Origin of the sequence: Caballeronia calidae (assembly GCF_900044055.2) — a bacterium.
GTDB classification, from domain to species: Bacteria; Pseudomonadota; Gammaproteobacteria; order Burkholderiales; family Burkholderiaceae; genus Caballeronia; species Caballeronia calidae.
In genome coordinates this window covers 35,504-55,703 of record NZ_FCOX02000007.1, presented here as the reverse complement: position 1 = coordinate 55,703, position 20,200 = coordinate 35,504, and the positions used below count along the sequence as shown (strand labels likewise).

Sequence of the window (20,200 nt, the reverse complement as noted above, 5' to 3'; positions counted from 1 at the left end):
TGCGAACGATTCAAGGCTCGCGCAGCGCCTCGCCATCTCGCCAATAACGCGGGAGACTGGATGTGCTGCACCAAATCATCGACCGCAGGTTAGCCGGCAAGAACAAGAGCATCGCCAACCGCGAGCGCTTTCTGCGACGCGTCAAGAGTTATATTCGCCGCGCGGTTTCCGACGCGGTGCGCGATCGCAGCATCAAAGACATTCAAAGCACCCAGAGCATCACCATTCCCAAGAAGGACATCTCCGAGCCCTCGTTCCGTCATGGACCGGGCGGCAAGCGCGAGTATGTCCATCCGGGCAACGCCGATTACATTCGCGGCGACAAGATTCCGCGTCCGCCGGGCGGCGCGGGCGGCGGCGGCAAGAGCGCGAGCAACGAAGGCGAAGGGCAGGACGATTTCGTCTTCGAACTCTCGCGCGACGAGTTCATGCAGTACTTCTTCGACGACCTCGAACTGCCGCGCCTCGTGAAGACGCAACTGCTGGCCGTGCCGACATGGAAGAACGTGCGTGCGGGTTGGGCGGCGGAAGGCACGCCGAACAACATCGATGTGGTGAGATCGCTGCGCAGCGCGCTCGGGCGGCGCATCGCGCTCGGCTGGCCGCTCGCGTCGCAGTTGCGCGAGATGGAACGCCAGCTCGAGCAGCTGAAGGAAGAGAATGGCGACGCCGAGGAAATCGCGCGGCTCGAAGCGGATATCGTCATCATGCAGGGCCGGATCACGCGCATTCCGTTCATCGATCCGTTCGATCTGCGCTATATCAATCGCGTGAAGCAGCCTACGCCGTCGAGCAAGGCGGTGATGTTCTGCCTGATGGACGTCTCCGGCTCGATGGACGAGCAGCGCAAGGATCTGTCCAAGCGCTTCTTCATCCTGCTGTATCTGTTCCTGCAGCGGAACTACGAGAAGATCGAGGTCGTGTTCATCCGGCACCATACGCGCGCCGAAGAAGTGGACGAGGACACGTTCTTCCATTCGACGGAAAGCGGCGGCACGGTGGTGTCGAGCGCGCTCGAGCTCATGAAGAAGATCATGGACGAGCGTTATTCGCCGACTGAATGGAACATTTACGGCGCGCAGGCATCGGACGGCGACAACTGGACGGACGATTCCCCCAAGTGCCGCAAGCTGCTGGCGGAAGACATCCTGCCGAAGGTCCGGTATTTTGCCTATATTCAAGTTGCGCCGGAGGAGCAAAATCTCTGGCTGGAGTATGCTCAGCTTGCCATGGGCGCGCCCGAGCTGGCTATGAAGAAAGTCGATTCGGCCGCGGACATCTATCCGGTGTTCCGCGAACTGTTCGAAAAACAGCAGGCGGCCGCATGACGACGCGGCATTTGCACAATGAGACGCGCGGGTATCAGCTGGATGGCACGGACGATCGTGCCGCCGCGCGGCCTGGGCCTGATGCAGGGCAACGCAATGCGTCCGCGAAGACAGACGAGGCGCACAAGGAAGGCAGAATGAATGTTTCTGAGAAACGGCGGCCGCTGCCGTGCCCATCGGACTGGAGCGTCGAGCTGATCGAGGAGTACGACGCCGAAATCTCGCGCGTCGCGAACCGCTACGGTCTCGACACTTATCCCATTCAGCTCGAAATCATCAGCTCCGAGCAGATGATGGATGCGTATGCATCCGTCGGCATGCCGGTGAACTATCGGCACTGGTCGTTCGGCAAGCACTTTCTCGCGACGGAGAAAGGCTATCGGCGCGGGCAGATGGGCCTGGCGTACGAAATCGTCATCAATTCGAATCCCTGCATCGCGTATCTCATGGAAGAGAACACCATGACGATGCAGGCGCTCGTGATCGCGCACGCCGCTTACGGGCACAACTCGTTCTTCAAGGGCAATTATCTGTTCAAGCTCTGGACGGATGCGCACGCCATCATCGATTACCTCGTCTACGCGAAGAATTACATCGCGGAATGCGAGGAGCGTTTCGGGCTCGACCGCGTCGAGGAACTGCTCGACTCGTGCCATGCGCTGATGAATTATGGCGTCGACCGATACAAGCGTCCGCAGAAGCTGTCGCTCGCGAAGGAAGCGGCGATGCGGCGCGAACGCGAAGCGTATCTGCAGTCGCAGGTGAATGAACTGTGGCGCACGCTGCCGAAAGGAAAGGAGCCTTCGCAGGAGGAAATCGAAAGCCGGTATCCGCCTGAGCCGCAGGAAAATCTGCTGTATTTCGCGGAGAAGAACGCGCCGTTGCTGGAGCCGTGGGAGCGGGAAGTCATCCGCATCGTGCGCAAGATCGGCCAGTATTTCTATCCGCAGCGGCAGACGCAGGTCATGAACGAGGGCTGGGCGACATTCTGGCACTACACGCTCTTGAACACGCTCTACAACGAAGGCCGCCTGGAAGACGGCTTCATGATGGAGTTTCTGCATTCGCATTCGAATGTCGTGTATCAGCCGCCGGTGACGAAGCCGTATTACAGCGGCATCAATCCGTATGCGCTCGGCTTTTCGATGATGAGCGATATTCGCCGCATCTGCGAAAACCCCACGGACGAAGACCGCGAGTGGTTCCCGGAGCTCGCGGGCAGCGACTGGCTGGAATCGCTGCACTACGCGATGCGTAATTTCAAGGACGAGAGTTTTATCGCGCAGTATCTGTCGCCGCACCTGATTCGCGAGATGCGTCTCTTCTCGATTCTCGACGACGACATGCGCGACGCGCTCGAAGTCTCCGCGATTCATGACGACAGCGGGTATCGGTATGTACGACAGGCTTTGTCACGGCAATACGATATTCACCATCGCGAGCCGAACATTCAGGTGTATTCGGTGAATACGCGCGGGGATCGGAGTCTCACGCTGCGCCACTTCATGACCGATAACCGGCATTTGTCGAACGACAGCGACGAAGTGCTCAAGCACATGGCGCGCTTGTGGCAGTTCGATGTCTATCTGGAAAGTGTCGACGAGAACGGGACCGTGAGGAAGCGGTTCGAGTGTCGGTATACGGCGCCGAATACGCGGTGAACGACGCATGCCTCGAAACAAAACCGGCTCTGATCCAGAGCCGGTTTTTTCTTCGCCGCTATTGCGTCCCTGCCTGATCCTGCGAAAACAAATCCCAGCTCGCCATGAAAAGCGCCGCCACGAGCGGCCCGATCACAAACCCGTTGATCCCGAAGAGCGCCATTCCGCCGAGCGTCGAAATGAGCACGACCCAGTCCGGCATCTTCGTATCCTTGCCGACGAGAATCGGCCGCAGCACGTTATCGACGAGCCCGATCACGACAACGCAGAACACGACCAGGATCAGCCCCTTGAGAATTGCGCCTGTCATGAAGAAGTAGAGTGCCGCGGGCACCCACACGATCGCCGCACCGACGGCGGGCAGCAATGACAGAAATCCCATCAGCACGCCCCACAGCAGCGACCCGCCGATGCCCAGAATCCAGAAAATCAGCCCGCCGAGCAATCCCTGCACCGCCGCGACCGCGATATTGCCCTTGACCGTCGCGCGCACCACCGTGGTGAACTTGGCGATCAAATGAAGCTTCGGCTCCGGATCGAGCGGAATCGCGCGGCGGATGCGCCGGCCGATTTCGCCGCCATCGCGCAGCAGAAAAAACACGAGATAGAGCATCACGCCGAAGCTCACGACGAACTGGAACGTGTTCTGCCCGATCGACAGCGCCTGCGCCGCCGCAAACTGGCTGATCTGCGCCGCGCCTTCCATCAGCTTGCGCTGCACGCCGACGATATCGTCGAGACCGTAGCGCCCGAGCAATTGTTGTATCGAAACCGGCAGCGCATGCAGCACGTGCTGGAAATACAGCCCGAAATTCAGCTCGCCGCTCTTGATCCGCGCGTACACGAGCGCGATTTCCTGCACGAGCGTCACCGCGACGACCGCAAGCGGAATGATGACGATGAGAATCGCGGCGGCCAGCGTCGTCAGCGCGGCGAGATTGCGGCGCTTGCCGAAGCGCGCGGCGAGATAGCGCTGCATCGGCTGAAAGAGGATCGCGAGAATCGCGCCCCAGAAGATCGCGCCGAAGAAGGGCAGCAGCACCCACGCGAGCGCGAGCGTCACGATGGCCAGCAGGATATGGAAGAAATTCTGGTGAACGGTGTGGTTATCCATTGGCGAACGATAAAACAGGCGGGGAGCTATTCAGCAATCGCGAGGCCGGCCATGCTATCACGGCCCTTCGGGCGGCTTTCGCGCTCTGGGTTCGAGCGCCAATTCGTCCAAGGGTTCGTTAAACAGTTCGCAAAAGGGCGTGCACGCCGCTGGAGCCAAACCGCGCGCGTCGACTAAAATCCGGCTTCCAATCCTTGCGGAACGCTGCCGGTCAGCCGGCAAGCACGCCCGAGAACGAGCCGATCGTTCGTGCGCGGCCATTTCCGCTCAACGCATCGAACAATGAATCCAGGCGTCGTCTACGCATTCGCGGCCTTTGCCATCTGGGGCCTTTTTCCCATTTACTTCAAGGTCCTGCATTCGATCGGCGCGGTCGAGATGCTCGCGCATCGCATGGCATGGTCGATGCTCTTCCTGCTCATCGTGATGACCGTGCGCCGTCAGTGGAAGTGGCTCGGGCCGGTTCTGCGCGACCGGCGCCTGCTCGCGCGCTTCGCGGCGAGCGCCGTGCTGCTGTCGGCGAACTGGGGCATCTATATCTGGGCGGTGAACGACGGACGCATCGTCGAGGCGAGTCTCGGCTACTTCATCAATCCGCTCGTCAACGTGCTGTTCGGGATGGCGTTCCTGCACGAGCGACTGCGGCCGGTGCAATGGATCGCGGTCATCATCGCCGCGCTCGGCGTGCTGTGGCTGACGTGGGTGAACGGCGCGCCGCCGTGGATCAGCCTCGCGCTCGCGCTGACATTCGGCGGCTACGGGCTCTTGCGCAAGACCGCGTCGCTCGGCGCGCTCGAAGGGCTCACGCTCGAAACCATGCTGCTGTGTCCCGTCGCGCTGCTGTATCTGTTCTTCCTGAACGCGCACGGCGGTAGCGGCTTCGAGCACGCGTCGCTCGGCGTAAAACTGCTGCTCGCCGCCGCCGGGCCCGTGACCGCCGTGCCGCTGCTGCTCTTCGCGGCGGGGGCGCGGCGCATTCCGCTGTCGATGCTCGGGCTCATCCAGTACATCACGCCGTCGCTGCAATTGCTGATCGGCGTCGTCATCTATCAGGAGTTCTTCGGCCACGATCAGTTGATCGGCTATGGCGCGATCTGGACCGCGCTCGCGATCTACTCGCTCGAAGGCGTGTATCGCGCACGCGCGGCCCGCGTCTGACGAATCAGCGCAGCGCGTCGCCGAAGCGATACTCGACCGTCGCTTCGTCGAGCTTCGCCTTGATCTCCGGATCGAGCGGCTGATCGACGGCCGCGAGCGTCTCATTCAGCTGATCGGGCCGGCTCGCGCCGATGATCGCCGAGCTCACCGCCGGATTCGCCAGCACCCACGCGAGCGCCGTGCTCGCGAGCGAGCGTCCGGTCGGCGCGACGATCTGGTTGATCTGCTCGATGGTGTGAAACTCGCGCTCGTGCCAGTAGCGCTCCGTGTACATCGCGCCCGCCTTGCCGACCGCGCCGGTGAAGCGGCCCTCGCTCGGGCCCGCATCGAATTTGTGCTTGCCGGTGAGAAGGCCGCCCGCGAGCGGGTTGTACGGAATCACGGCGAGGCCTTCCTCGGTTGCGAGCGGCAGCAGTTCGCGCTCGATCTGCCGGAACAGCAGGTTGTAGCGCGGCTGCACGGAAACGAAGCGCGCCGTCCGCAGAACGTCCGAGCGGCCGAGCGCCCGCGCGAGCCGGTACGCCAGAAAGTTCGATACGCCGATATAACGCGCCTTGCCTTGCCGCACGATGATGTCGAGCGCTTCGAGCGTCTCGTCGAGCGGCGTGTCGCGGTCGTCGTTATGGAGCTGGTACAGGTCGATGTAATCGGTATTCAGGCGCTTGAGCGATGCGTCGATCGCGTCGAGCAGATGCTTGCGCGACGCGCCCTTGTGCCAAGCGTGCGGCCCCATCTCATGCACGGCCTTGGTCGCGAGAATGAAATGGTCGCGCCGGCCCTGGAGCCAGCGCCCGACGATCTCCTCGGTGCGGCCCGCGAGATCATGCCCGCTGCCGAGCGGATAGACGTTCGCCGTGTCGATGAAATTGACGCCCGCATCCGCCGCGCGATCCATGATGCTGCGCGATACGTCTTCCTCGGTCTGCAGCCCGAAGGTCATCGTGCCGAGCGTGAGACGCGAAACGGTGAGGCCGGTGTTGCCGAATTTGCCGTATTGCACGGTTGCGCTCCAGAAGAAAACGGTTCGATGGGACCGACAGAATAGCCGCAACGGCTAGGACGTGCCGGCGCGGGCGGGCGCGGCGCCTTGCGGCGCGGAATCGAGATAGCGGAACACGACGCCCGACAGCAGCGTCACCACGCCCATGCACACGAAGCTCAGCTTGAAACCGGTCGACGCCGAGAACGGCCCCTGGAAAAGCTGCACGAGCGAGCCGCCGATCGATACGCCGAGGCCGATCGCGAGCATCTGCACCATCGAGAAGAGGCTGTTGCCGCTGCCCGCATCCTTTTTCGACAGGCCCTTGAGCGTGACGCTGTTCATCGCGGCGAACTGCATCGAATTGCTGGCGCCGAACACCGCGAGGATCGCGATTTCGACGGCGAGCGGCAGCGTCGGCGAGAAGAGCGCGAACGCGACGATCGACGCGCCCACGAGCGCCGTGTTCACGAGCAGGAAGGTGTCGTAGCCGTAGCGCTTGACGAGCTGCGCGATCCAGCGCTTGCTGATCGTGCCGGCGATTGCGATGGGCAGCATCATCAGGCCCGAATGCAGCGGGCTATAGCCGAGCTCGAGCTGCATCAGAAGCGGCAGCAGGAACGGCACCGCGCTCGATCCGATCCGGCACAGCAGATTGCCGATCAGCCCGACGCTGAAGTTCGGCTCGTGAAAGAGCGCGAGATGAAAGAGCGGATGGCGCTTGTGCCGCGCGTACGGCACATACGCGAACGCCGATACCGCCGCGAGCGCGAAAAGCGCCGCCGACACTGCGCCGCGATGCGTCTCGACCGGGCAATCGAGCGCGAGCGAGAACGACACCATGCACATCGACAGCAATCCGCAGCCGACGAAATCGAAGGGCGGCGCATCGTGCCGCGTGTCGTTCGGCAGATAGCGGTGCACCGCGTACAGCCCGACCGCGCCGATCGGCACGTTGATCAGGAAGATCCAGTGCCACGAGAACGACTCGACGAACCATCCGCCGAGCGTCGGGCCGAGGATCGGGCCGACCTGGCCGGCGACGGAAATCATCGCGAGCGCGGAGACGTAGGCTTCGCCCGACACGGCGCGCAATACGGCGAGACGTCCGATCGGCAGCAGCATCGAGCCGCCGATGCCCTGCAGCACGCGCGCGAGCACGAGTTGATTGAGCGTGTGGGCGCTCGCGCAGGCGAGCGAGCCGATCACGAAAAGCGAAATGGAAACGAGATAGACGCGGCGCGTGCCGAAGCGGTCGGCGAGCCAGCCGGAGGCGGGCGTGAAGAGCGCCATCGTGAGCGTGTAGGCGACGACGATCGATTGCAACGCGAGCGGCGCGGCGTTCAGGCTTCGTGCGATGGAAGGCAGCGCCGTGTTGACGATCGTCGTATCGAGCGCCTGCATGAAAAAGCCCACGGCGACGATCCATAGAAGTGCCGTGTGCGAAGACTGTCTGGTCATGTGGAGAGGCGTTTTTGCAGGTGACGCGCACGATCGAAAGCCGGGAGAAAGCGCGTTGAAACCGGTTTCTCTGGCGCATTGTGAAATCTTAGTGACTCGGAGAGTCATCGGGAAGACCGCTAACCGCATTGACTGTCATCGGATTTAGCGATCACAATGCGGGATGCTCAATCCAGTCTGGCTGAACACCTTCGCGACGGTGGCCGCGTCGCACAGCTTCACCGACGCCGGCCGGCAGCTCGGGCTGCGCCAGTCGAGCGTGTCCGAGCATATCCGGCGTCTGGAGGAGAGCGTCGGGCGGCGGCTTTTCGTGCGCGACACGCATTCGCTCGCGCTCACAGCCGACGGCGAAGCGATGCTCGTGCACGCCCGCGTGATCCTCGAAGCGATGGCGCACGCGCAGTCGCAGTTCAGCTCGCCGCGCCTGCGCGGGCGCGTGCGGCTCGGTTCATCGGACGATATCGCGCTCGGGCCGCTGCCGAGCGTGCTCGCCGCGTTCCGCGACACGCATCCGGACGTCGAGCTGGAAATCACCATTGGCATGACGGGGCGGCTGTATCAGATGGTCGATGCGGGCGAACTCGATCTCGCGGTCGGCAAGCGCCGTCTCGGCGATGCGCGCGGCATGCGCCTCTTCTCCGGGCGGCTCGAATGGCTCGCGAAGCCCGGCACCGTCGTCGATACGAGCGGGCCGCTGCCGCTCATCCTCGTCTCGGAGCCGAGCGTCACGCGCGGCGTCGTGCTCGATTCGCTCGCGATGACCGGCGCCAGTTGGCAGATGGTCTGCACCAGCAGCAGCCATGCGGGGTGCATCGCCGCGGCGCGCGGCGGCCTGGGGCTGACGGTCCGTTCGCATTTTCTGGCGGCCCGGGGACTGGCGGCGCCGGTGAATCGCGCGGAGTTGCCCGTGCTGCCGGAAGTGGAGTTCATCGCGTTCGGCGCGAAACATTTGAGCCGCCCGGCCGAAACCTTGCTGCAGCTCCTCGAGAACAGCGACCTGCGCGGCGAATGGGACGGCGAATGACCACGACAACGACCCGCGAAGAAACACGCGAGGGCAGGGAAGCCGGTTGTGCCGCTGCAACGACCGGCAGACCCGAATGGCTATCGACAATCTGTTCTTATATATTGTGCGGCGTTTGAAGTAGCCACTTCCAAGACGTGTTCCGTTTCCTGCGCCTGCTTTCCTCCTATCCGTTCCGCTTGCCGGCGTTTTTCGTCGCGATGATGCTCGCGGCGTGGTCGAACGCGCACGCCGCCGCCTACGTGACGAAGCACTGCGACGACCTCGAAGGCAAGACGGTGCCCGCGTCGATCATCGGCCTGCCGACGCGCGGCGCGACCATCGTGTCCGCGTGGGTCGTGAAGGCGGCCGCGCCCGGCAACCGCAACGGCGAGTATTGCCGGATCACCGGATTCATCAGGGCGCTGCAGGACACGACGCCCGACATCCGCTTCGAAGTGAACCTGCCGAGCCGCTGGAACGGCCGCGCGCTGCAGATGGGCGGCGGCGGCTACAACGGCACGATCGTCTCCGGCACCGATCCGATGCCTTTCGCGCCCGATTCGACGCCGCTCGCGCGCGGCTACGCGACCTTCGGCTCGGATTCGGGCCACGTCGGCAATTCGGGGCGCGCGGACTTCGCGGTGAACGACGAGGCCATCGTCAACTTCGGCTTCGGGCATCTCAAGAAAACACGCGACGTGGCGCTCGCGCTGATCCAGATGGGCTACGGGCGCACGCCCGACAAAACCTACTTCGCGGGCGGATCGACGGGCGGCCGCGAAGGCTTCACCGTGATCGAGCGCTTTCCGAACGACTACGACGGCGTGATCGCCAACGCGCCGGCGATCAATTTCTCCGGCGTGCGGCTGATGGGCGTGCAGATCGGACAGGCGTCGTATGCGAAGCCGGGCGGCTTCGTCGGGCTCGCGCAGCAGCGGCGCGTGTTCGAGACCGTCGTGCATGAATGCGACCGGCTCGACGGCGCGGCGGACGGCATCGTCGGCAATGTGGAGGCGTGCAGGACGCTGGAGCCGCAGATCGTCGCGTCGCTGCGTTGCGCGAACGGGCAGCGTCCTTCATTGCGCGACAGTTGCCTCTCCGATGCGCAGATCGACACGCTGGAAATGCTGCGCGACGGCCTTACCTTGCCGTATGCGCTCGCCTACGGGGTCGATGCGTATCCGGGCTACAACGTGTTTCAGGGCGTCGATTTGTCCGGCGCGCTCGGTCTCGGCGATTCGCCGACGCTGCTGAATCCGCCGACCTTCGCCGCGAACGGCTATCTCTTCGCGCAAGGCGACGCGTATATCCGCCACTTCGTCACGCGCGATCTCAACTTCAGCTCGCTCGCGTTCGACCTCGACAATCCGGGCCGCTTCAGGCAGCGCCTGAGGACGCTCGCGTACACCGTCGGCGCGATGAACCCGGACTTCTCCGCGTTCATCGAGCACGGCGGCAAGCTCATCGCGATGCACGGCCTCGCCGATGAAGTCATCAGCCCCAATCAGACGATCGCGTTCTATCGCGGGCTCATCGACCGATACGGCAACGAGACCGTCGATTCGTTCATGCGGCTCTACATGGTGCCGGGCTTTCAGCACGGCAACGGCGTGTTCATCCCCGCATGGGACGAGCTCGGCGCGCTCGACGAATGGGTGAGCAACGGCGTAGCGCCCGAAACGCTCATCGGCAGCGACATCGCGCCCGCCACCAACGGACGCACGCGGCCGATATGCCGTTATCCGAACTATCCGCGCTACATGGGGCGTGGCAGCGTCAATCTCGCGGCGAACTTCCGTTGCGTGGAGCCTTGAACGCTAGAACGCGTTCGTATGCCGCTGCGCCATGCGCGGCCAGTACCGCGCGAGCCAGCGCGACACGAAGCCGCGTTGCGTGCCCCGATACGACGTGAGCGACACCTCCAGCGGCTCGTCGCTCTCGGATGTCAGCCACACGCGCTCGCCGCGCGAAAGACGCACGACGTCGCCGGGCTTCATCCAGTAGTCGTACGGATCGCGATGACGCGTGAGCCAAAGGGAACACGCGGGTGCATCGCCGATACGCAGCTCGGCATCGCGCGTGAGGCGCCACGACACCATCTGATGCGGATGCACTTCGACATAGACCACGACGCGCGCGCCCGATGCGCTCAGGCAGCCCGACGCCACGCCGTGGCCGACGCCATGACGCGCGAAAACCTGCGATACCTCTTCCATCTCTGCTCTCCATGATGTGAGCCGAAGACGGAAACCTTGCACGCAAAAACAAGAAGGCCCCGTCTTGCGGCGGGGCCTTCGGAATTTGTTTGCTTGCCTGTTTCGCTAGCGCACACGCTGTCCCGATGACCCGCCACGGATGGCGTTCATACGGTTTTTAATCGCGGCGATGGAGAAAAGGATGGCTGCGTGCATGTGTCGCAGTATCGTGTGGCGTGAGGGCGCTTGTCAATATCGAGATAGATGCGTGATGCAGAAAACCGGAGCGGGGCGGGCCTTGCCGGCGCGCGTGCGACGGTTTAACTTGGACGCCATCGCGAAAACATTCGGAGACTCGTCGTGGCTTATCTGCTACTCGTGGTGGAACCGGTCGAACAGCGCGGCCAGCGCACGCAGGAAGAAGGGCGCGAGGCGTATCGCCAGATGGTGGGATTCGCGGAGGGACTGAAGGCGCGCGGCGTGCTGCGCGCGGTCGAATCGCTGACGTCGCTGAAGGATGCGTCGCGCGTCACCGCGAGCAATGGCGATACGCGCGTCATCGACGGTCCCTTCGCCGAGGCCAAGGAGATGATCGGCGGCTTTTTCCTCATCGATTGCGAAACGCATGCGGAAGCGGTCGCCATTGCCGCGGAATGTCCGGCGGCGCAGTGGTGCACCATCGAAGTCCGCAAAGTCGGACCGTGTTATTCGTGATCGTCGTGTCGATTCCGGCGTGCGCGGATCGTCGTGTAGTTGACGGCCAACGATGAAACGCCCCGCGTAACGACCCAACCAGGAGACCTCCGCCATGCACAAGCAGATTTTCGTGAACCTTCCGGTGCGCGACCTCAAGCGCTCGATGACCTTCTTCAAGGCACTCGGCCTCCACTTCGACCCGGCGTTCACGAACGACGACGCCGCGTGCCTCGTCATCGGCGAAAACATCTTCGCGATGCTGCTCGTCGAAAAGTTCTTCCAGACCTTCACGGAAAAGACGATCGCCGATGCCCACACGAGCACCGAGACGCTCGTGTGCCTGTCGTGCGAGAGCAGGGCGGAAGTCGACGAGCTCGTCGCGAAGGCCGTCGCCGCGGGCGGACGCGCGCCGCGCGAGCCGCAGGATCACGGCTTCATGTACGGCCACGGCTTCGAGGACCTCGACGGCCATATCTGGGAACTCGTGCACATGAATCCGGAAGCGGCGTGAGCGGGCCCGAGCAGCGGAACGATGCCGCCCGGCGCGCCATCGACGCGGTATGGCGCATCGAATCGGCGAAGGTGATCGCGAGCGTGGCGCGCGTCGTGCGTGATGTCGCGCTCGCCGAGGAGCTGGCGCAGGACGCGTTCGTCGCCGCGCTGGAGCATTGGACCGAGACGGGCGTGCCGGAAAAGCCGGGAGCGTGGCTCATGACGACAGCGAAGAACAAGGCGCTCGACCGGCTGCGGCAGCACGCGCTGCACGCGAGGAAGCACGAGGAATACGGCCGCGATCTCGACGCGCGGGAGGCGCACGTCACGCCGGATTTCGTCGATGCGCTCGACGCCGCGCGCGAGGACGACATCGGCGACGATCTGCTGCGGCTCATTTTCACGGCGTGCCATCCGGTGCTGTCCGTCGATGCGCGCGCCGCGTTGACGCTGCGTCTGATCGGCGGCCTCACGACCGACGAAATCGCGCGCGCGTTCCTCGTGCCGGAGCCGACGATCGCGCAACGCATCGTGCGGGCGAAGCGCACGCTGTCGGCGGCCCGCGTGCCGTTCGAGGTGCCGAAAGCCGACGCGCGCGCGGCGCGGCTGGGAACGGTGCTGGAAGTCATCTATCTGATCTTCAACGAGGGCTATTCGGCGACGGCCGGCGACGACTGGATGCGCCCGGCGCTGTGCGAGGACGCGCTGCGGCTCGGACGCATTCTCGCCGGACTGGCGCCCGACGAGAGCGAGGTTCACGGGCTGGTCGCGCTGATGGAGATTCAGGCGTCGCGTACGAAGGCGCGTGTCGATCGGGAAGGCAGACCGGTGTTGTTGCCGGATCAGGATCGCAGCCGCTGGGATCCGCTCTTGATCCGGCGCGGGCTCGCGGCGCTGGAGCGTTCGGAGGCATTGGGCGGCGCGCGCGGCGTGTACGCGCTGCAGGCGGCGCTCGCGGCGTGCCACGCGCGCGCGCCGAGCGCCGCTGATACCGATTGGCCGATGATCGTCGCGCTCTACGACGCGCTGATGCAGACGGCGCCGACACCGGTGGTCGAGCTGAATCGCGCGGTGGCGGTCAGCATGGCGTACGGGGCGGAGACGGCGTTGCCGATCGTCGATGCGCTTTCCGATGCGCCCGCGCTCAGGAATTACCACTGGCTGCCGAGCGTGCGCGCGGATCTGCTCGCGAAGGTAGGACGCAAGGACGAGGCGCGCGTGGAGTTCGAGCGCGCCGCGTCGCTTGCGAAGAATGCGCGGGAGCGGGAGTTTCTGTTGGAGCGGGCCGGAGCGATGGGATGAAGGGAGCGCGGGCGGATTGCTGCCGGCGCAATATCCAATTTTACATAAGATAAATTAGCGAAGTTTTGCTTGTAGGTCCCAAGTTCAAATGTCGTGTTCTGGCTATTTACAGATGTCGGGTTTTTAGCCGGTGGCAAGCTGGCGGCTGACCGCTTAGCGGGAGCCTGCCATGTCACCGAACCCAATGGTGAGTTTTACCTTGCGCGAACGGGATCGCTTGAAGATCATCGAGGCCGGTGGTCGATGCGCGGCTGATGACCTGATGCTCCGAACTCGACGGCCTGGCATCCATCGACGCGTCTCGTCCGCGCCCGCCGGATGGGCGGCTCGACGGACGACGCTCGCAATCCGCAACAACGTCTCGCGCTCGCCGGGCGCTGAGCGCCCGGCGGCAAGGCGCGTCCACGCGCCCCGCATCAAGCAAAACGCGCCGCGAGCGTCTGCGGGATCGGACTGCGGCGCGTGAGCGCGCAGGTCGGCAGCTCATGGTCCGGACCGCGCACATAGGTCTCCAGCTGATCGATCGCGAACTGCTGCTCCTCGATCAGATGCCGCACCATATCCCCGATTGAGATCATCCCGACGAGCGCACCGCCCTCTATCACCGGCAGATGACGGATGCGGTGCTGCGTCATCAGCGCCATGCATTCGTCGGCGCTCGTCCTGAGGCTCGCGGACATCACGGGCGCGGTCATGATTTCGCAGACCGTCGTCGTGCGCGATGCCTTGTCCTGCAGGATCACCTTGCGGGCATAGTCGCGCTCCGTGACGATGCCGCACACGGCATCGCCCACCGTGACGACGAGCGCGCCGACTTCCGCCCTCGACATCAGCGCCACGGCTTCATAGACGCTCGCTTCCGCGTCGATGCTGTGAACCGTCGTATCGCTCTTCGTCTTCAGGACTTGCTTCACCGTTGCCATTGCCGTTCTCCGTTGCAGTTTTCCGATGCATCCGCGGGTGCGGCGTGCTGCGCTTCAAAAGCTCGTCGATGAATCGGGCGTTTTCGCATTCAGTCGAAGTCGAAAAGATCGCCGAGGAAGGATTTCTTGCGGCGCGGGTGCCCGCGCTTGTCACGCGGGTCGCCATAGTGATAGCCGTCGTGATGATGGGCACGGCGCTCGCGCTCGCGATCGCGCTCCTGCCAGTCGTCGCGCTCGGCCGCCTGCGCGTCGGCCAGCGACGCCTGCGCCGCGCGGCGGATGATCTGATCGAGTTCGCCGCGATCCAGCCACACGCCGCGGCATTGCGGGCAATAGTCGATTTCGATGCCCTCGCGCACGGTCATCAGCAGTTCGGTGGCGGGACATACCGGGCATTTCATGTCGATTCCTTTCTGATTGCTTTCAATGAAAACAATCTAACCGAAAGAACGACATCGAAAAATGCGAGATTCCGAGCGGTTAAGTTCGGAAAAACCGCAATTGTCGGCGCGGTGCGCGGACGGGCTCGGCCGATTCGCCGGATCGGTGAGCGGCGAAGGTCTGGTAAATGCTTGAAACGAGCAGCATCGGTCGATGTGAAACCATCAGACGATCTTTCAACGCAAAAACGCCGCAAGCCGACCGCAAAGCCGCACTACGCCGGCGCGCATGCCGGGCATGAGCACGGCCGACTTGCGATCCATCTCAAAACCTCGCAAGCTTTCGGCTTGAGACGGCGCGCGGGGGCGCGCGCCGCGACCGCACAACCAAGGCGAGATCATGCCCGACAAAACCACGATGGAAGAACGCGACGGCGCCGAGACGCCCGATCTCCTGTATCTGCTGCAAGGCGCCGACGACTTCAGCCGCCTCGTGTTCCCCGACAGCGAAGCGCTCTTCAAGAGCCTCGCGCGCCGGCAGACGCCGCACACGCTTTTCATCACCTGCGCGGATTCGCGCGTGTCGCCGGAAATGATCACGCAGACGCGCCCCGGCGAGCTTTTCGTGTGCCGCAACATCGGCAATATCGTGCCGGCTTATGGCGAGATGCTCGGGGGCGTGTCGGCGGTCGTGGAATACGCGGTGCTCGCGCTCAACGTGCGGCAGATCGTGATCTGCGGACACTCGGATTGCGGCGCGATGAAAGGCCTCGCGTCGGGCGCGACCATCGCCGATGAAATGCCGACCGTGCACGCGTGGCTGCGCAATGCCGAAGCCGCGCGCAGTGTCGTGATGGCGCGAAAGCTGGAAGAGGAGCGCATCGTCCAGGCGATGGTCGAGGAAAACATTCGCCTGCAGCTGACGCACCTGCGCACGCATCCCGCGGTCGCCGGAAGGCTCGCGCTCGGCAAGCTGCAGGTGCAAGGCTGGGTCTACGACATCGGACGCGGCAAGGTCTCGGTGTTCGACGAAGCCGACAGCAAGTTCGAATCGCTGGAACAAGCGCGTCTGCGGATGTTGCGCAAGGACGCGCGCTGACGGATTCGCGAAGCCGCGCGCACGGGCGGCGCGCGGCGCAGGCGCGTTACTGCACGCCCTTCTTCGCGGCGAGATCCTGCGCCATCTTCAGGTGCTGCTGAATCGTCGGCAGCGCCTGCTGCGCGGCCTGCTTCAGCTTGGCGTTCTGCCCTTCCTGCGCTTCCTTTTCGAAGAGCTGGACGGCCTGCTGGTGTCCCTCGACGCCCACCTCCTGGATGTACGCGGTATCGAACTCCTTGCCGTGCAGCGGCTTCAGCGAATCGAGCACGGCCGGATCGGAGTTGTCCTTCGGCACGGTCACGCCGTGCGGGGCGGCCATCTTGAGCTGCATCGTGAGCTTGGTGTGATCGACCATCATGTGATGCGCGAAGCTCTTGACGTCCTTGTCCTGCGACTGCTTCGTGGCGAGCTTGGCGGCGTCGATTTCCGTCGATCCCGCCGCCGACGCCGCCTGCACGAAAGCCTTGTCGACGGGCGGCAGGTCGTTCGCCATCGTCGTGCTGGCCGCCTCGGTCTGCGCGAGCGCGGCAAGCGGCACAGCGGCGATGAGGGTCGAAGCGAGCGCCGCGCACAGCGTTGCATTGCGTTTCATGAGGCCTCCTTGAGCAATTAGGTCCGCCTCTTTTTCAGCAATGGCGGTGCCACGGCGCATCGGGGCCGGGAACGAAAACCGCTTGCAACAGGCTTGTTAAACTGGATCAATACGCAATCTGCAATCGAGTGGAATCGCCATGCCTGTCTACGATTACGAGTGCGCGCGCTGCGGCGCATTCGAAGCCGTCCGCCGCATCGCCGAGCGCGACGAACCCGCGGCCTGCCCGCAATGCGGCGCGATCGCCGCGCGCGTGACCATCGGTGCGCCGAGCGTGGGCAGCGCGAGCCCGTCCGGCGCCGACGATGCCGGCAGCTACGGCATGCAGCATCGCGGCGGCTGTCTCTGCTGCCGTTAGCGCACGTCGGGCCGCCTGCCCGGGCACAGCCATTGCAAAGTCACCACGGCGCCCGCCTCGCGCGGGGCGGGCGTATGATGCAAGACGACGGTGCGTGGCGCACAAGGCCGCGCGCAGTCGAGGGCATCGCCATCGCGGGCCGCGGGTCGTTGCGGCCATTGCGATGATCGCGCTTAGCGTGTTCCGATCGAATAACAGGAGGTGATAAGGATGACGATAGAGTTCAGCGGGCGGCGTCATGTGGTGGCGGCAGCGCGTGTCGCGTTCGAGGCCAAGGTAGAGGGCCGCGAGGTCTGGTGCAGCGTCTCCCTCGATGCGCTCAACGATCACTTCGGCAACAGCGGAACGTCCTCGCACGATCTCCTCGCCGCGTTCGAAGGAGGACGCGTGCAGATCGAGGACGCGGCCCGGCGCGCACTGGAGCGCAACGGCGGTCAGTCGGTCGAGCTGGAAACGAACGATTTCAAGGCGTCACGGGCCGTCTGAGGCCGCGCAGCGGGCGGCGCATCGTCAGGATCCGCCGCCCCGCATCGGCGCAATCAGCGCGCATAGAAGCACTTCAATACGTCGAACATCCACCAGACCGGGCACGGCGTCCGGCAAAAGCCGTCGTAGCCCGCGTCGAAAAGGACATCGCGCGGGTCGCGGACGGCATCCGCGGCCAGCGCGATGAGCAACTGGACTTCACCCTCCACCGGATCCTGAGCCAGCGTCTCGCGCAGCCTGTGCGCCAGCGCGTGGTCGTGCGCGTCGCCGATGAGCGTATCGACGAACAGGACCTGCGGCCGCCACGTGCGGACGAACTGCAATGCGCTCTCGGCATCGCCGATCTGCACGGCCTCGAAGCCGCGCATCGCGAGCAGGAGCGCGAAGGAATCGCCGACATTCGATTCGGAATGCACGATCAGAACGCGCCGCGTGCCGGCCAGCGCCGACGTCGACGGGTTCCATACTTCGCACCGTTCGGTGCAGAGATCGTACGATCGTTCTTCCATATCGGCGCGGCACGGCGATTGGCGCCGTGCCGGTACCGTTAGTCCAGCAAGGTTAAGGCCCGCTTGATCCATCGCGCCGATGCGGGCCCATGCACCGCTCAACGCGCAGCCAGCAAACCGACGATCAGCCCGGCGACCGCCGCCAGCGCGATCGATTTCCAAGGGTTTTCGTGCACGTAATCCTCGGTGCCTTCCCTCGCCTGCCGGTAGCTCGCCGCGACGACATCCTGCGCATCCGCGAGCACGGCGCGCGCGCGGCGCGGAACCGGCCGCGCGGGATGGAACTGGCTGCCCTGCCCCTCGGCCCTGGCGGCGGCGGGCTGGGCGAGCACCGTCGGGCTGTCGCCGCCCTCGAGCACGCTGCCGTGCACGTGATACGGCGCGTACATCGCCGGCTTGTGCGCCGCACCCGGCGCGAGCGGCGTCACGCTCGCGCCCTGCCCCTGCGTCATGCCGGGCGTGAGCGCCGCTTCCATCGCGCTCGCCACCGTCCGGCGCGCGAGCGGTGGCTCGCCCGAGGGCATCGTCTGGATCGTGGATGCGCTGCCGTTTGCCTTTTCCATGTTCCTCTCCCGTTGACTCCGTTCCCCGCCTTTCGATGAGCAAGAGTCGCACCGAATCGGCGCGCCGGCAACCCATCCGATCGGGGCCACCCGGTCCGCGCGGCACATGGCAATTTTTCTCACATAACGGTGAGAATTGCTCGTTTGCCGCCGCGCCCGCGCGAGCCTACGATCCGTGGCGTAGAGCGAAGCCGGGCGCGTGTCCCGAAAGAAGCGGCGCAGCACGAGCCGTGCGCCGGCGCTGCATCTTTCGTTTCACGCCACGCGGAAACGTCGGCCGGCCGCGCGCCGCTACGATGGCTTCGCTTTCCGACTCCTTCAGCGAAGCCCGCCATGAATCCCGTCAACCTCGTTCAGCTGTTCATCCTTGCCGCGCTGTGGGGCGGCTCGTTCCTGTTCATCCGCGTCGGCGTGACCGATCTCGGCGTCGCGCCGCTGATGGCGTTGCGCGTCGGCATCGGCGCGGCGTTTCTGCTTCTCATGTTGATGCTGCGCGGCACCGCGCGCCAGGCCTTCTCCACGATGCGCGAGCGCGCGTGGCCGCTCTTCGTCGTCGGCGTGCTGAATTCGGCCGCGCCGTTCTGTCTGTTCGCCTATGCGGAGCTCACGTTGTCGGCGGGCGTCACGTCCGTCATCAACGCGACGACGCCGCTCTGGGGCGCGATCGTCGCCTTCTTCTGGCTCGACGACCGCCTGACGCGCATGCGTGTCGCGGGCCTCGCGATCGGCTTCGCGGGCGTGCTCGCACTCGTCTGGGATCAGATGTTCGCGCATGACGCGAGCGCGGCTCCCGTTTCGCCGACGGCAACGGCGCTGGCCGCACTGGCGGCGCTCGCGGCGTCGGCCAGCTACGGCGTCGCGGCGAGCTACACGAAGAAGCATCTGATGGGCGTCGATTCGCTGACGGTCGCCGCCGGTACGATGAGCGCGGCGACCGTCGTGCTGCTGCCCTTCGCGATCGTCTTCTGGCCGGCCGGCACGGTGTCGCTCCACGCGTGGGGCGCGGTGCTCGGGCTCGGCGTCGCGTGCACGGGCCTCGCCTACATGATGTTCTTCCATCTCATCTCGGTGGTCGGTCCCGCCCGCGCGATCACCGTCACCTTTCTGATTCCGATCTTCGGCATTCTGTGGGGCGCGCTGTTCCTCGCCGAGCGCGTCTCGATGGGCATGGCGGCGGCATGCGCGATCGTGCTCGTCGGCACCGCGCTCGCGACGGGCGTCGTCAAGCGCATGCCTTTGACGGGCACGCGCCGGACGCAATGCGCGAAAGAAAGCGAGGCGTGATTCAGTGCCAGTGGCGCGCGAGCGGCCCGTCTTCTCCGGCGACGGGATCGCTCCTTGGAAACGGCAGCGCTTCCATCGCGATGCGCTCCGGCTCGCTGATCGCTTCACGCCGGATATCCCATTGCTGGCCTGGCGGATAAGCGCCGACCACCTGAAAGCGGCGTCCGGACGTGAGCAGGCAATGGCCGGTGCCCGCGGGCAGGACGAGCACATCGCCTGCGGAGACGGCGATCACGCGCCCGTGCGGGCCGCCGAGAATCAGCTCGGCGTCGCCCGACGCGATGCCGAGCGCCTCATGCGCCGTCGAATGGAAATGGTGATAGTCGAAGACACTGTCGCGCCATTGCGGCGGCCAGCCGTTCTGCGCGAACAGGGCTTCGAAACGGGCGGCGAGGTCCGCCGCGTGCGGATCGATCGCGCCGCGCCAAACGAGCACCGGTAGGCGCGTATTGTTCGGCACCCAGCCGTTCGGCGGCAGCATGAAATGCTCGCAGCGGGCGTCCTGCGCCAGCAAGCCTACGGTTTGCTCAGCCATCTTGCGCTATCTCCAGAGAAGTCTGGAGAAAGCGCAGCAACAGATGTTCCAGTGCGGTTCAGTGCGGCTCGACGCTATC

General features: G+C 64.7%; 22 protein-coding genes. 12 read left to right on the top strand and 10 right to left on the bottom strand.

Going from position 1 to position 20,200, the window contains the following annotated elements:
* Positions 1–62: 62 nt before the first annotated feature.
* On the top strand, positions 63–1,328 hold the full coding sequence (locus tag AWB78_RS09390; RefSeq protein WP_062604299.1) for a YeaH/YhbH family protein: 1,266 nt from the start codon (positions 63–65) through the stop codon (positions 1,326–1,328).
* The gene (locus AWB78_RS09385; RefSeq protein ID WP_062604298.1) at positions 1,325–2,989 is read left to right on the top strand and encodes a SpoVR family protein; all 1,665 of its coding nucleotides are present in this window, start codon (positions 1,325–1,327) and stop codon (positions 2,987–2,989) included. Before AWB78_RS09390 ends, AWB78_RS09385 begins: the two co-directional genes overlap by 4 nt.
* A 58-nt stretch (positions 2,990–3,047) precedes the next feature.
* Here AWB78_RS09385 and AWB78_RS09380 read toward each other — a convergent pair whose 3' ends face one another.
* On the bottom strand, positions 3,048–4,103 hold the full coding sequence (locus tag AWB78_RS09380) for an AI-2E family transporter (RefSeq protein WP_062604297.1): 1,056 nt from the start codon (positions 4,101–4,103) through the stop codon (positions 3,048–3,050).
* Between the two features lie 282 nt (positions 4,104–4,385).
* On the opposite strand from AWB78_RS09380, the gene rarD reads away from it, so the two are divergent.
* On the top strand, positions 4,386–5,261 hold the full coding sequence (gene rarD, locus AWB78_RS09375; protein ID WP_062604296.1) for an EamA family transporter RarD: 876 nt from the start codon (positions 4,386–4,388) through the stop codon (positions 5,259–5,261).
* A 4-nt stretch (positions 5,262–5,265) separates the two neighbouring features.
* Here the strand turns inward: rarD and AWB78_RS09370 are convergent, their stop codons facing one another.
* Together AWB78_RS09370 and AWB78_RS09365 are read right to left on the bottom strand one after the other, a co-directional pair.
* Complete coding sequence (locus AWB78_RS09370; protein WP_062604295.1) at positions 5,266–6,261, bottom strand: aldo/keto reductase; 996 nt, start codon at positions 6,259–6,261, stop codon at positions 5,266–5,268.
* Positions 6,262–6,315: 54 nt separating this feature from the next.
* Positions 6,316–7,701 (bottom strand): DHA2 family efflux MFS transporter permease subunit, encoded by a 1,386-nt coding sequence (locus AWB78_RS09365; protein ID WP_062604294.1) that lies wholly within the window; start codon positions 7,699–7,701, stop codon positions 6,316–6,318.
* A gap of 163 nt (positions 7,702–7,864) precedes the next feature.
* On the opposite strand from AWB78_RS09365, the gene AWB78_RS09360 reads away from it, so the two are divergent.
* Both AWB78_RS09360 and AWB78_RS09355 read left to right on the top strand, forming a co-directional pair.
* Positions 7,865–8,725 carry a LysR family transcriptional regulator gene (locus tag AWB78_RS09360; RefSeq protein ID WP_062604293.1) on the top strand — a complete coding sequence of 287 codons (861 nt, stop codon included), beginning with the start codon at positions 7,865–7,867 and terminating at the stop codon, positions 8,723–8,725.
* Positions 8,726–8,862: 137 nt separating this feature from the next.
* Positions 8,863–10,521, top strand: coding sequence for a tannase/feruloyl esterase family alpha/beta hydrolase (locus AWB78_RS09355; protein WP_062604292.1), 1,659 nt, complete (start codon positions 8,863–8,865; stop codon positions 10,519–10,521).
* A 3-nt stretch (positions 10,522–10,524) separates the two neighbouring features.
* Here the strand turns inward: AWB78_RS09355 and AWB78_RS09350 are convergent, their stop codons facing one another.
* Positions 10,525–10,923: a DUF2917 domain-containing protein gene (locus AWB78_RS09350; protein WP_062604291.1), complete on the bottom strand. Its 399-nt coding sequence runs from the start codon at positions 10,921–10,923 to the stop codon at positions 10,525–10,527.
* Positions 10,924–11,262: 339 nt separating this feature from the next.
* Here AWB78_RS09350 and AWB78_RS09345 point away from each other — a divergent pair, with 339 nt between their 5' ends.
* The 3 genes from AWB78_RS09345 to AWB78_RS09335 all read left to right on the top strand — a co-directional run bounded on the left by AWB78_RS09345 (position 11,263) and on the right by AWB78_RS09335 (position 13,392).
* On the top strand, positions 11,263–11,616 hold the full coding sequence (locus AWB78_RS09345) for a YciI family protein (RefSeq protein WP_062604290.1): 354 nt from the start codon (positions 11,263–11,265) through the stop codon (positions 11,614–11,616).
* Positions 11,617–11,710: 94 nt separating this feature from the next.
* A complete protein-coding gene (locus AWB78_RS09340; RefSeq protein ID WP_062604289.1) occupies positions 11,711–12,109 on the top strand; it encodes a VOC family protein in 399 nt (132 codons plus the stop codon).
* A complete protein-coding gene (locus tag AWB78_RS09335) occupies positions 12,106–13,392 on the top strand; it encodes an RNA polymerase sigma factor (protein WP_062604288.1) in 1,287 nt (428 codons plus the stop codon). Before AWB78_RS09340 ends, AWB78_RS09335 begins: the two co-directional genes overlap by 4 nt.
* 416 nt (positions 13,393–13,808) lie before the next feature.
* On the opposite strand, the gene AWB78_RS09330 is transcribed toward AWB78_RS09335, so the two are convergent.
* Together AWB78_RS09330 and AWB78_RS09325 are read right to left on the bottom strand one after the other, a co-directional pair.
* Positions 13,809–14,315, bottom strand: a complete 507-nt coding sequence (locus tag AWB78_RS09330) for a CBS domain-containing protein (protein WP_062604287.1) — start codon at positions 14,313–14,315, stop codon at positions 13,809–13,811.
* A gap of 89 nt (positions 14,316–14,404) precedes the next feature.
* Complete coding sequence (locus AWB78_RS09325; protein ID WP_062604286.1) at positions 14,405–14,716, bottom strand: TFIIB-type zinc ribbon-containing protein; 312 nt, start codon at positions 14,714–14,716, stop codon at positions 14,405–14,407.
* Positions 14,717–15,095: 379 nt separating this feature from the next.
* Between AWB78_RS09325 and AWB78_RS09320 the strand changes: the two genes are divergently transcribed.
* Positions 15,096–15,794: a carbonic anhydrase gene (locus AWB78_RS09320; RefSeq protein WP_062604285.1), complete on the top strand. Its 699-nt coding sequence runs from the start codon at positions 15,096–15,098 to the stop codon at positions 15,792–15,794.
* Positions 15,795–15,840: 46 nt separating this feature from the next.
* On the opposite strand, the gene AWB78_RS09315 is transcribed toward AWB78_RS09320, so the two are convergent.
* Complete coding sequence (locus AWB78_RS09315) at positions 15,841–16,386, bottom strand: DUF4142 domain-containing protein (protein WP_062604284.1); 546 nt, start codon at positions 16,384–16,386, stop codon at positions 15,841–15,843.
* A 139-nt stretch (positions 16,387–16,525) separates the two neighbouring features.
* On the opposite strand from AWB78_RS09315, the gene AWB78_RS09310 reads away from it, so the two are divergent.
* The gene (locus AWB78_RS09310; protein ID WP_062604283.1) at positions 16,526–16,744 is read left to right on the top strand and encodes an FmdB family zinc ribbon protein; all 219 of its coding nucleotides are present in this window, start codon (positions 16,526–16,528) and stop codon (positions 16,742–16,744) included.
* A gap of 210 nt (positions 16,745–16,954) precedes the next feature.
* The gene (locus AWB78_RS09305; RefSeq protein ID WP_062604282.1) at positions 16,955–17,230 is read left to right on the top strand and encodes a DUF1488 family protein; all 276 of its coding nucleotides are present in this window, start codon (positions 16,955–16,957) and stop codon (positions 17,228–17,230) included.
* A gap of 53 nt (positions 17,231–17,283) precedes the next feature.
* On the opposite strand, the gene AWB78_RS09300 is transcribed toward AWB78_RS09305, so the two are convergent.
* Together AWB78_RS09300 and AWB78_RS09295 are read right to left on the bottom strand one after the other, a co-directional pair.
* On the bottom strand, positions 17,284–17,901 hold the full coding sequence (locus AWB78_RS09300; RefSeq protein ID WP_232477657.1) for a response regulator: 618 nt from the start codon (positions 17,899–17,901) through the stop codon (positions 17,284–17,286).
* Complete coding sequence (locus tag AWB78_RS09295) at positions 17,838–18,302, bottom strand: ElaB/YgaM/YqjD family protein (RefSeq protein WP_062604280.1); 465 nt, start codon at positions 18,300–18,302, stop codon at positions 17,838–17,840. The genes AWB78_RS09300 and AWB78_RS09295 overlap by 64 nt, the downstream gene beginning before the upstream one ends.
* Positions 18,303–18,635: 333 nt before the next feature.
* On the opposite strand from AWB78_RS09295, the gene AWB78_RS09290 reads away from it, so the two are divergent.
* Entirely contained in the window at positions 18,636–19,586 is a 951-nt protein-coding gene (locus AWB78_RS09290) for a DMT family transporter (RefSeq protein ID WP_062604279.1), read from the top strand.
* 1 nt (position 19,587) lies between these two features.
* Here AWB78_RS09290 and AWB78_RS09285 read toward each other — a convergent pair whose 3' ends face one another.
* Positions 19,588–20,121, bottom strand: a complete 534-nt coding sequence (locus AWB78_RS09285; protein ID WP_062604278.1) for a cupin — start codon at positions 20,119–20,121, stop codon at positions 19,588–19,590.
* Positions 20,122–20,200: the final 79 nt, after the last annotated feature.

What these genes read in the sequence shown, in the direction of transcription:
- AWB78_RS09365 (WP_062604294.1), bottom strand. Translation starts at nt 7,701, where the DNA reads ATGACCAGACAGTCTTCGCACACGGCACTTCTATGGATCGTCGCCGTG.
- AWB78_RS09360 (WP_062604293.1), top strand. Translation starts at nt 7,865, where the DNA reads ATGCTCAATCCAGTCTGGCTGAACACCTTCGCGACGGTGGCCGCGTCG.
- AWB78_RS09290 (WP_062604279.1), top strand. Translation starts at nt 18,636, where the DNA reads ATGAATCCCGTCAACCTCGTTCAGCTGTTCATCCTTGCCGCGCTGTGG.
- AWB78_RS09285 (WP_062604278.1), bottom strand. Translation starts at nt 20,121, where the DNA reads ATGGCTGAGCAAACCGTAGGCTTGCTGGCGCAGGACGCCCGCTGCGAG.
- AWB78_RS09350 (WP_062604291.1), bottom strand. Translation starts at nt 10,923, where the DNA reads ATGGAAGAGGTATCGCAGGTTTTCGCGCGTCATGGCGTCGGCCACGGC.
- AWB78_RS09340 (WP_062604289.1), top strand. Translation starts at nt 11,711, where the DNA reads ATGCACAAGCAGATTTTCGTGAACCTTCCGGTGCGCGACCTCAAGCGC.
- AWB78_RS09305 (WP_062604282.1), top strand. Translation starts at nt 16,955, where the DNA reads ATGACGATAGAGTTCAGCGGGCGGCGTCATGTGGTGGCGGCAGCGCGT.
- AWB78_RS09380 (WP_062604297.1), bottom strand. Translation starts at nt 4,103, where the DNA reads ATGGATAACCACACCGTTCACCAGAATTTCTTCCATATCCTGCTGGCC.
- AWB78_RS09385 (WP_062604298.1), top strand. Translation starts at nt 1,325, where the DNA reads ATGACGACGCGGCATTTGCACAATGAGACGCGCGGGTATCAGCTGGAT.
- AWB78_RS09315 (WP_062604284.1), bottom strand. Translation starts at nt 16,386, where the DNA reads ATGAAACGCAATGCAACGCTGTGCGCGGCGCTCGCTTCGACCCTCATC.
- AWB78_RS09295 (WP_062604280.1), bottom strand. Translation starts at nt 18,302, where the DNA reads ATGGAAAAGGCAAACGGCAGCGCATCCACGATCCAGACGATGCCCTCG.
- AWB78_RS09320 (WP_062604285.1), top strand. Translation starts at nt 15,096, where the DNA reads ATGCCCGACAAAACCACGATGGAAGAACGCGACGGCGCCGAGACGCCC.
- AWB78_RS09330 (WP_062604287.1), bottom strand. Translation starts at nt 14,315, where the DNA reads ATGGCAACGGTGAAGCAAGTCCTGAAGACGAAGAGCGATACGACGGTT.
- rarD (WP_062604296.1), top strand. Translation starts at nt 4,386, where the DNA reads ATGAATCCAGGCGTCGTCTACGCATTCGCGGCCTTTGCCATCTGGGGC.
- AWB78_RS09310 (WP_062604283.1), top strand. Translation starts at nt 16,526, where the DNA reads ATGCCTGTCTACGATTACGAGTGCGCGCGCTGCGGCGCATTCGAAGCC.
- AWB78_RS09325 (WP_062604286.1), bottom strand. Translation starts at nt 14,716, where the DNA reads ATGAAATGCCCGGTATGTCCCGCCACCGAACTGCTGATGACCGTGCGC.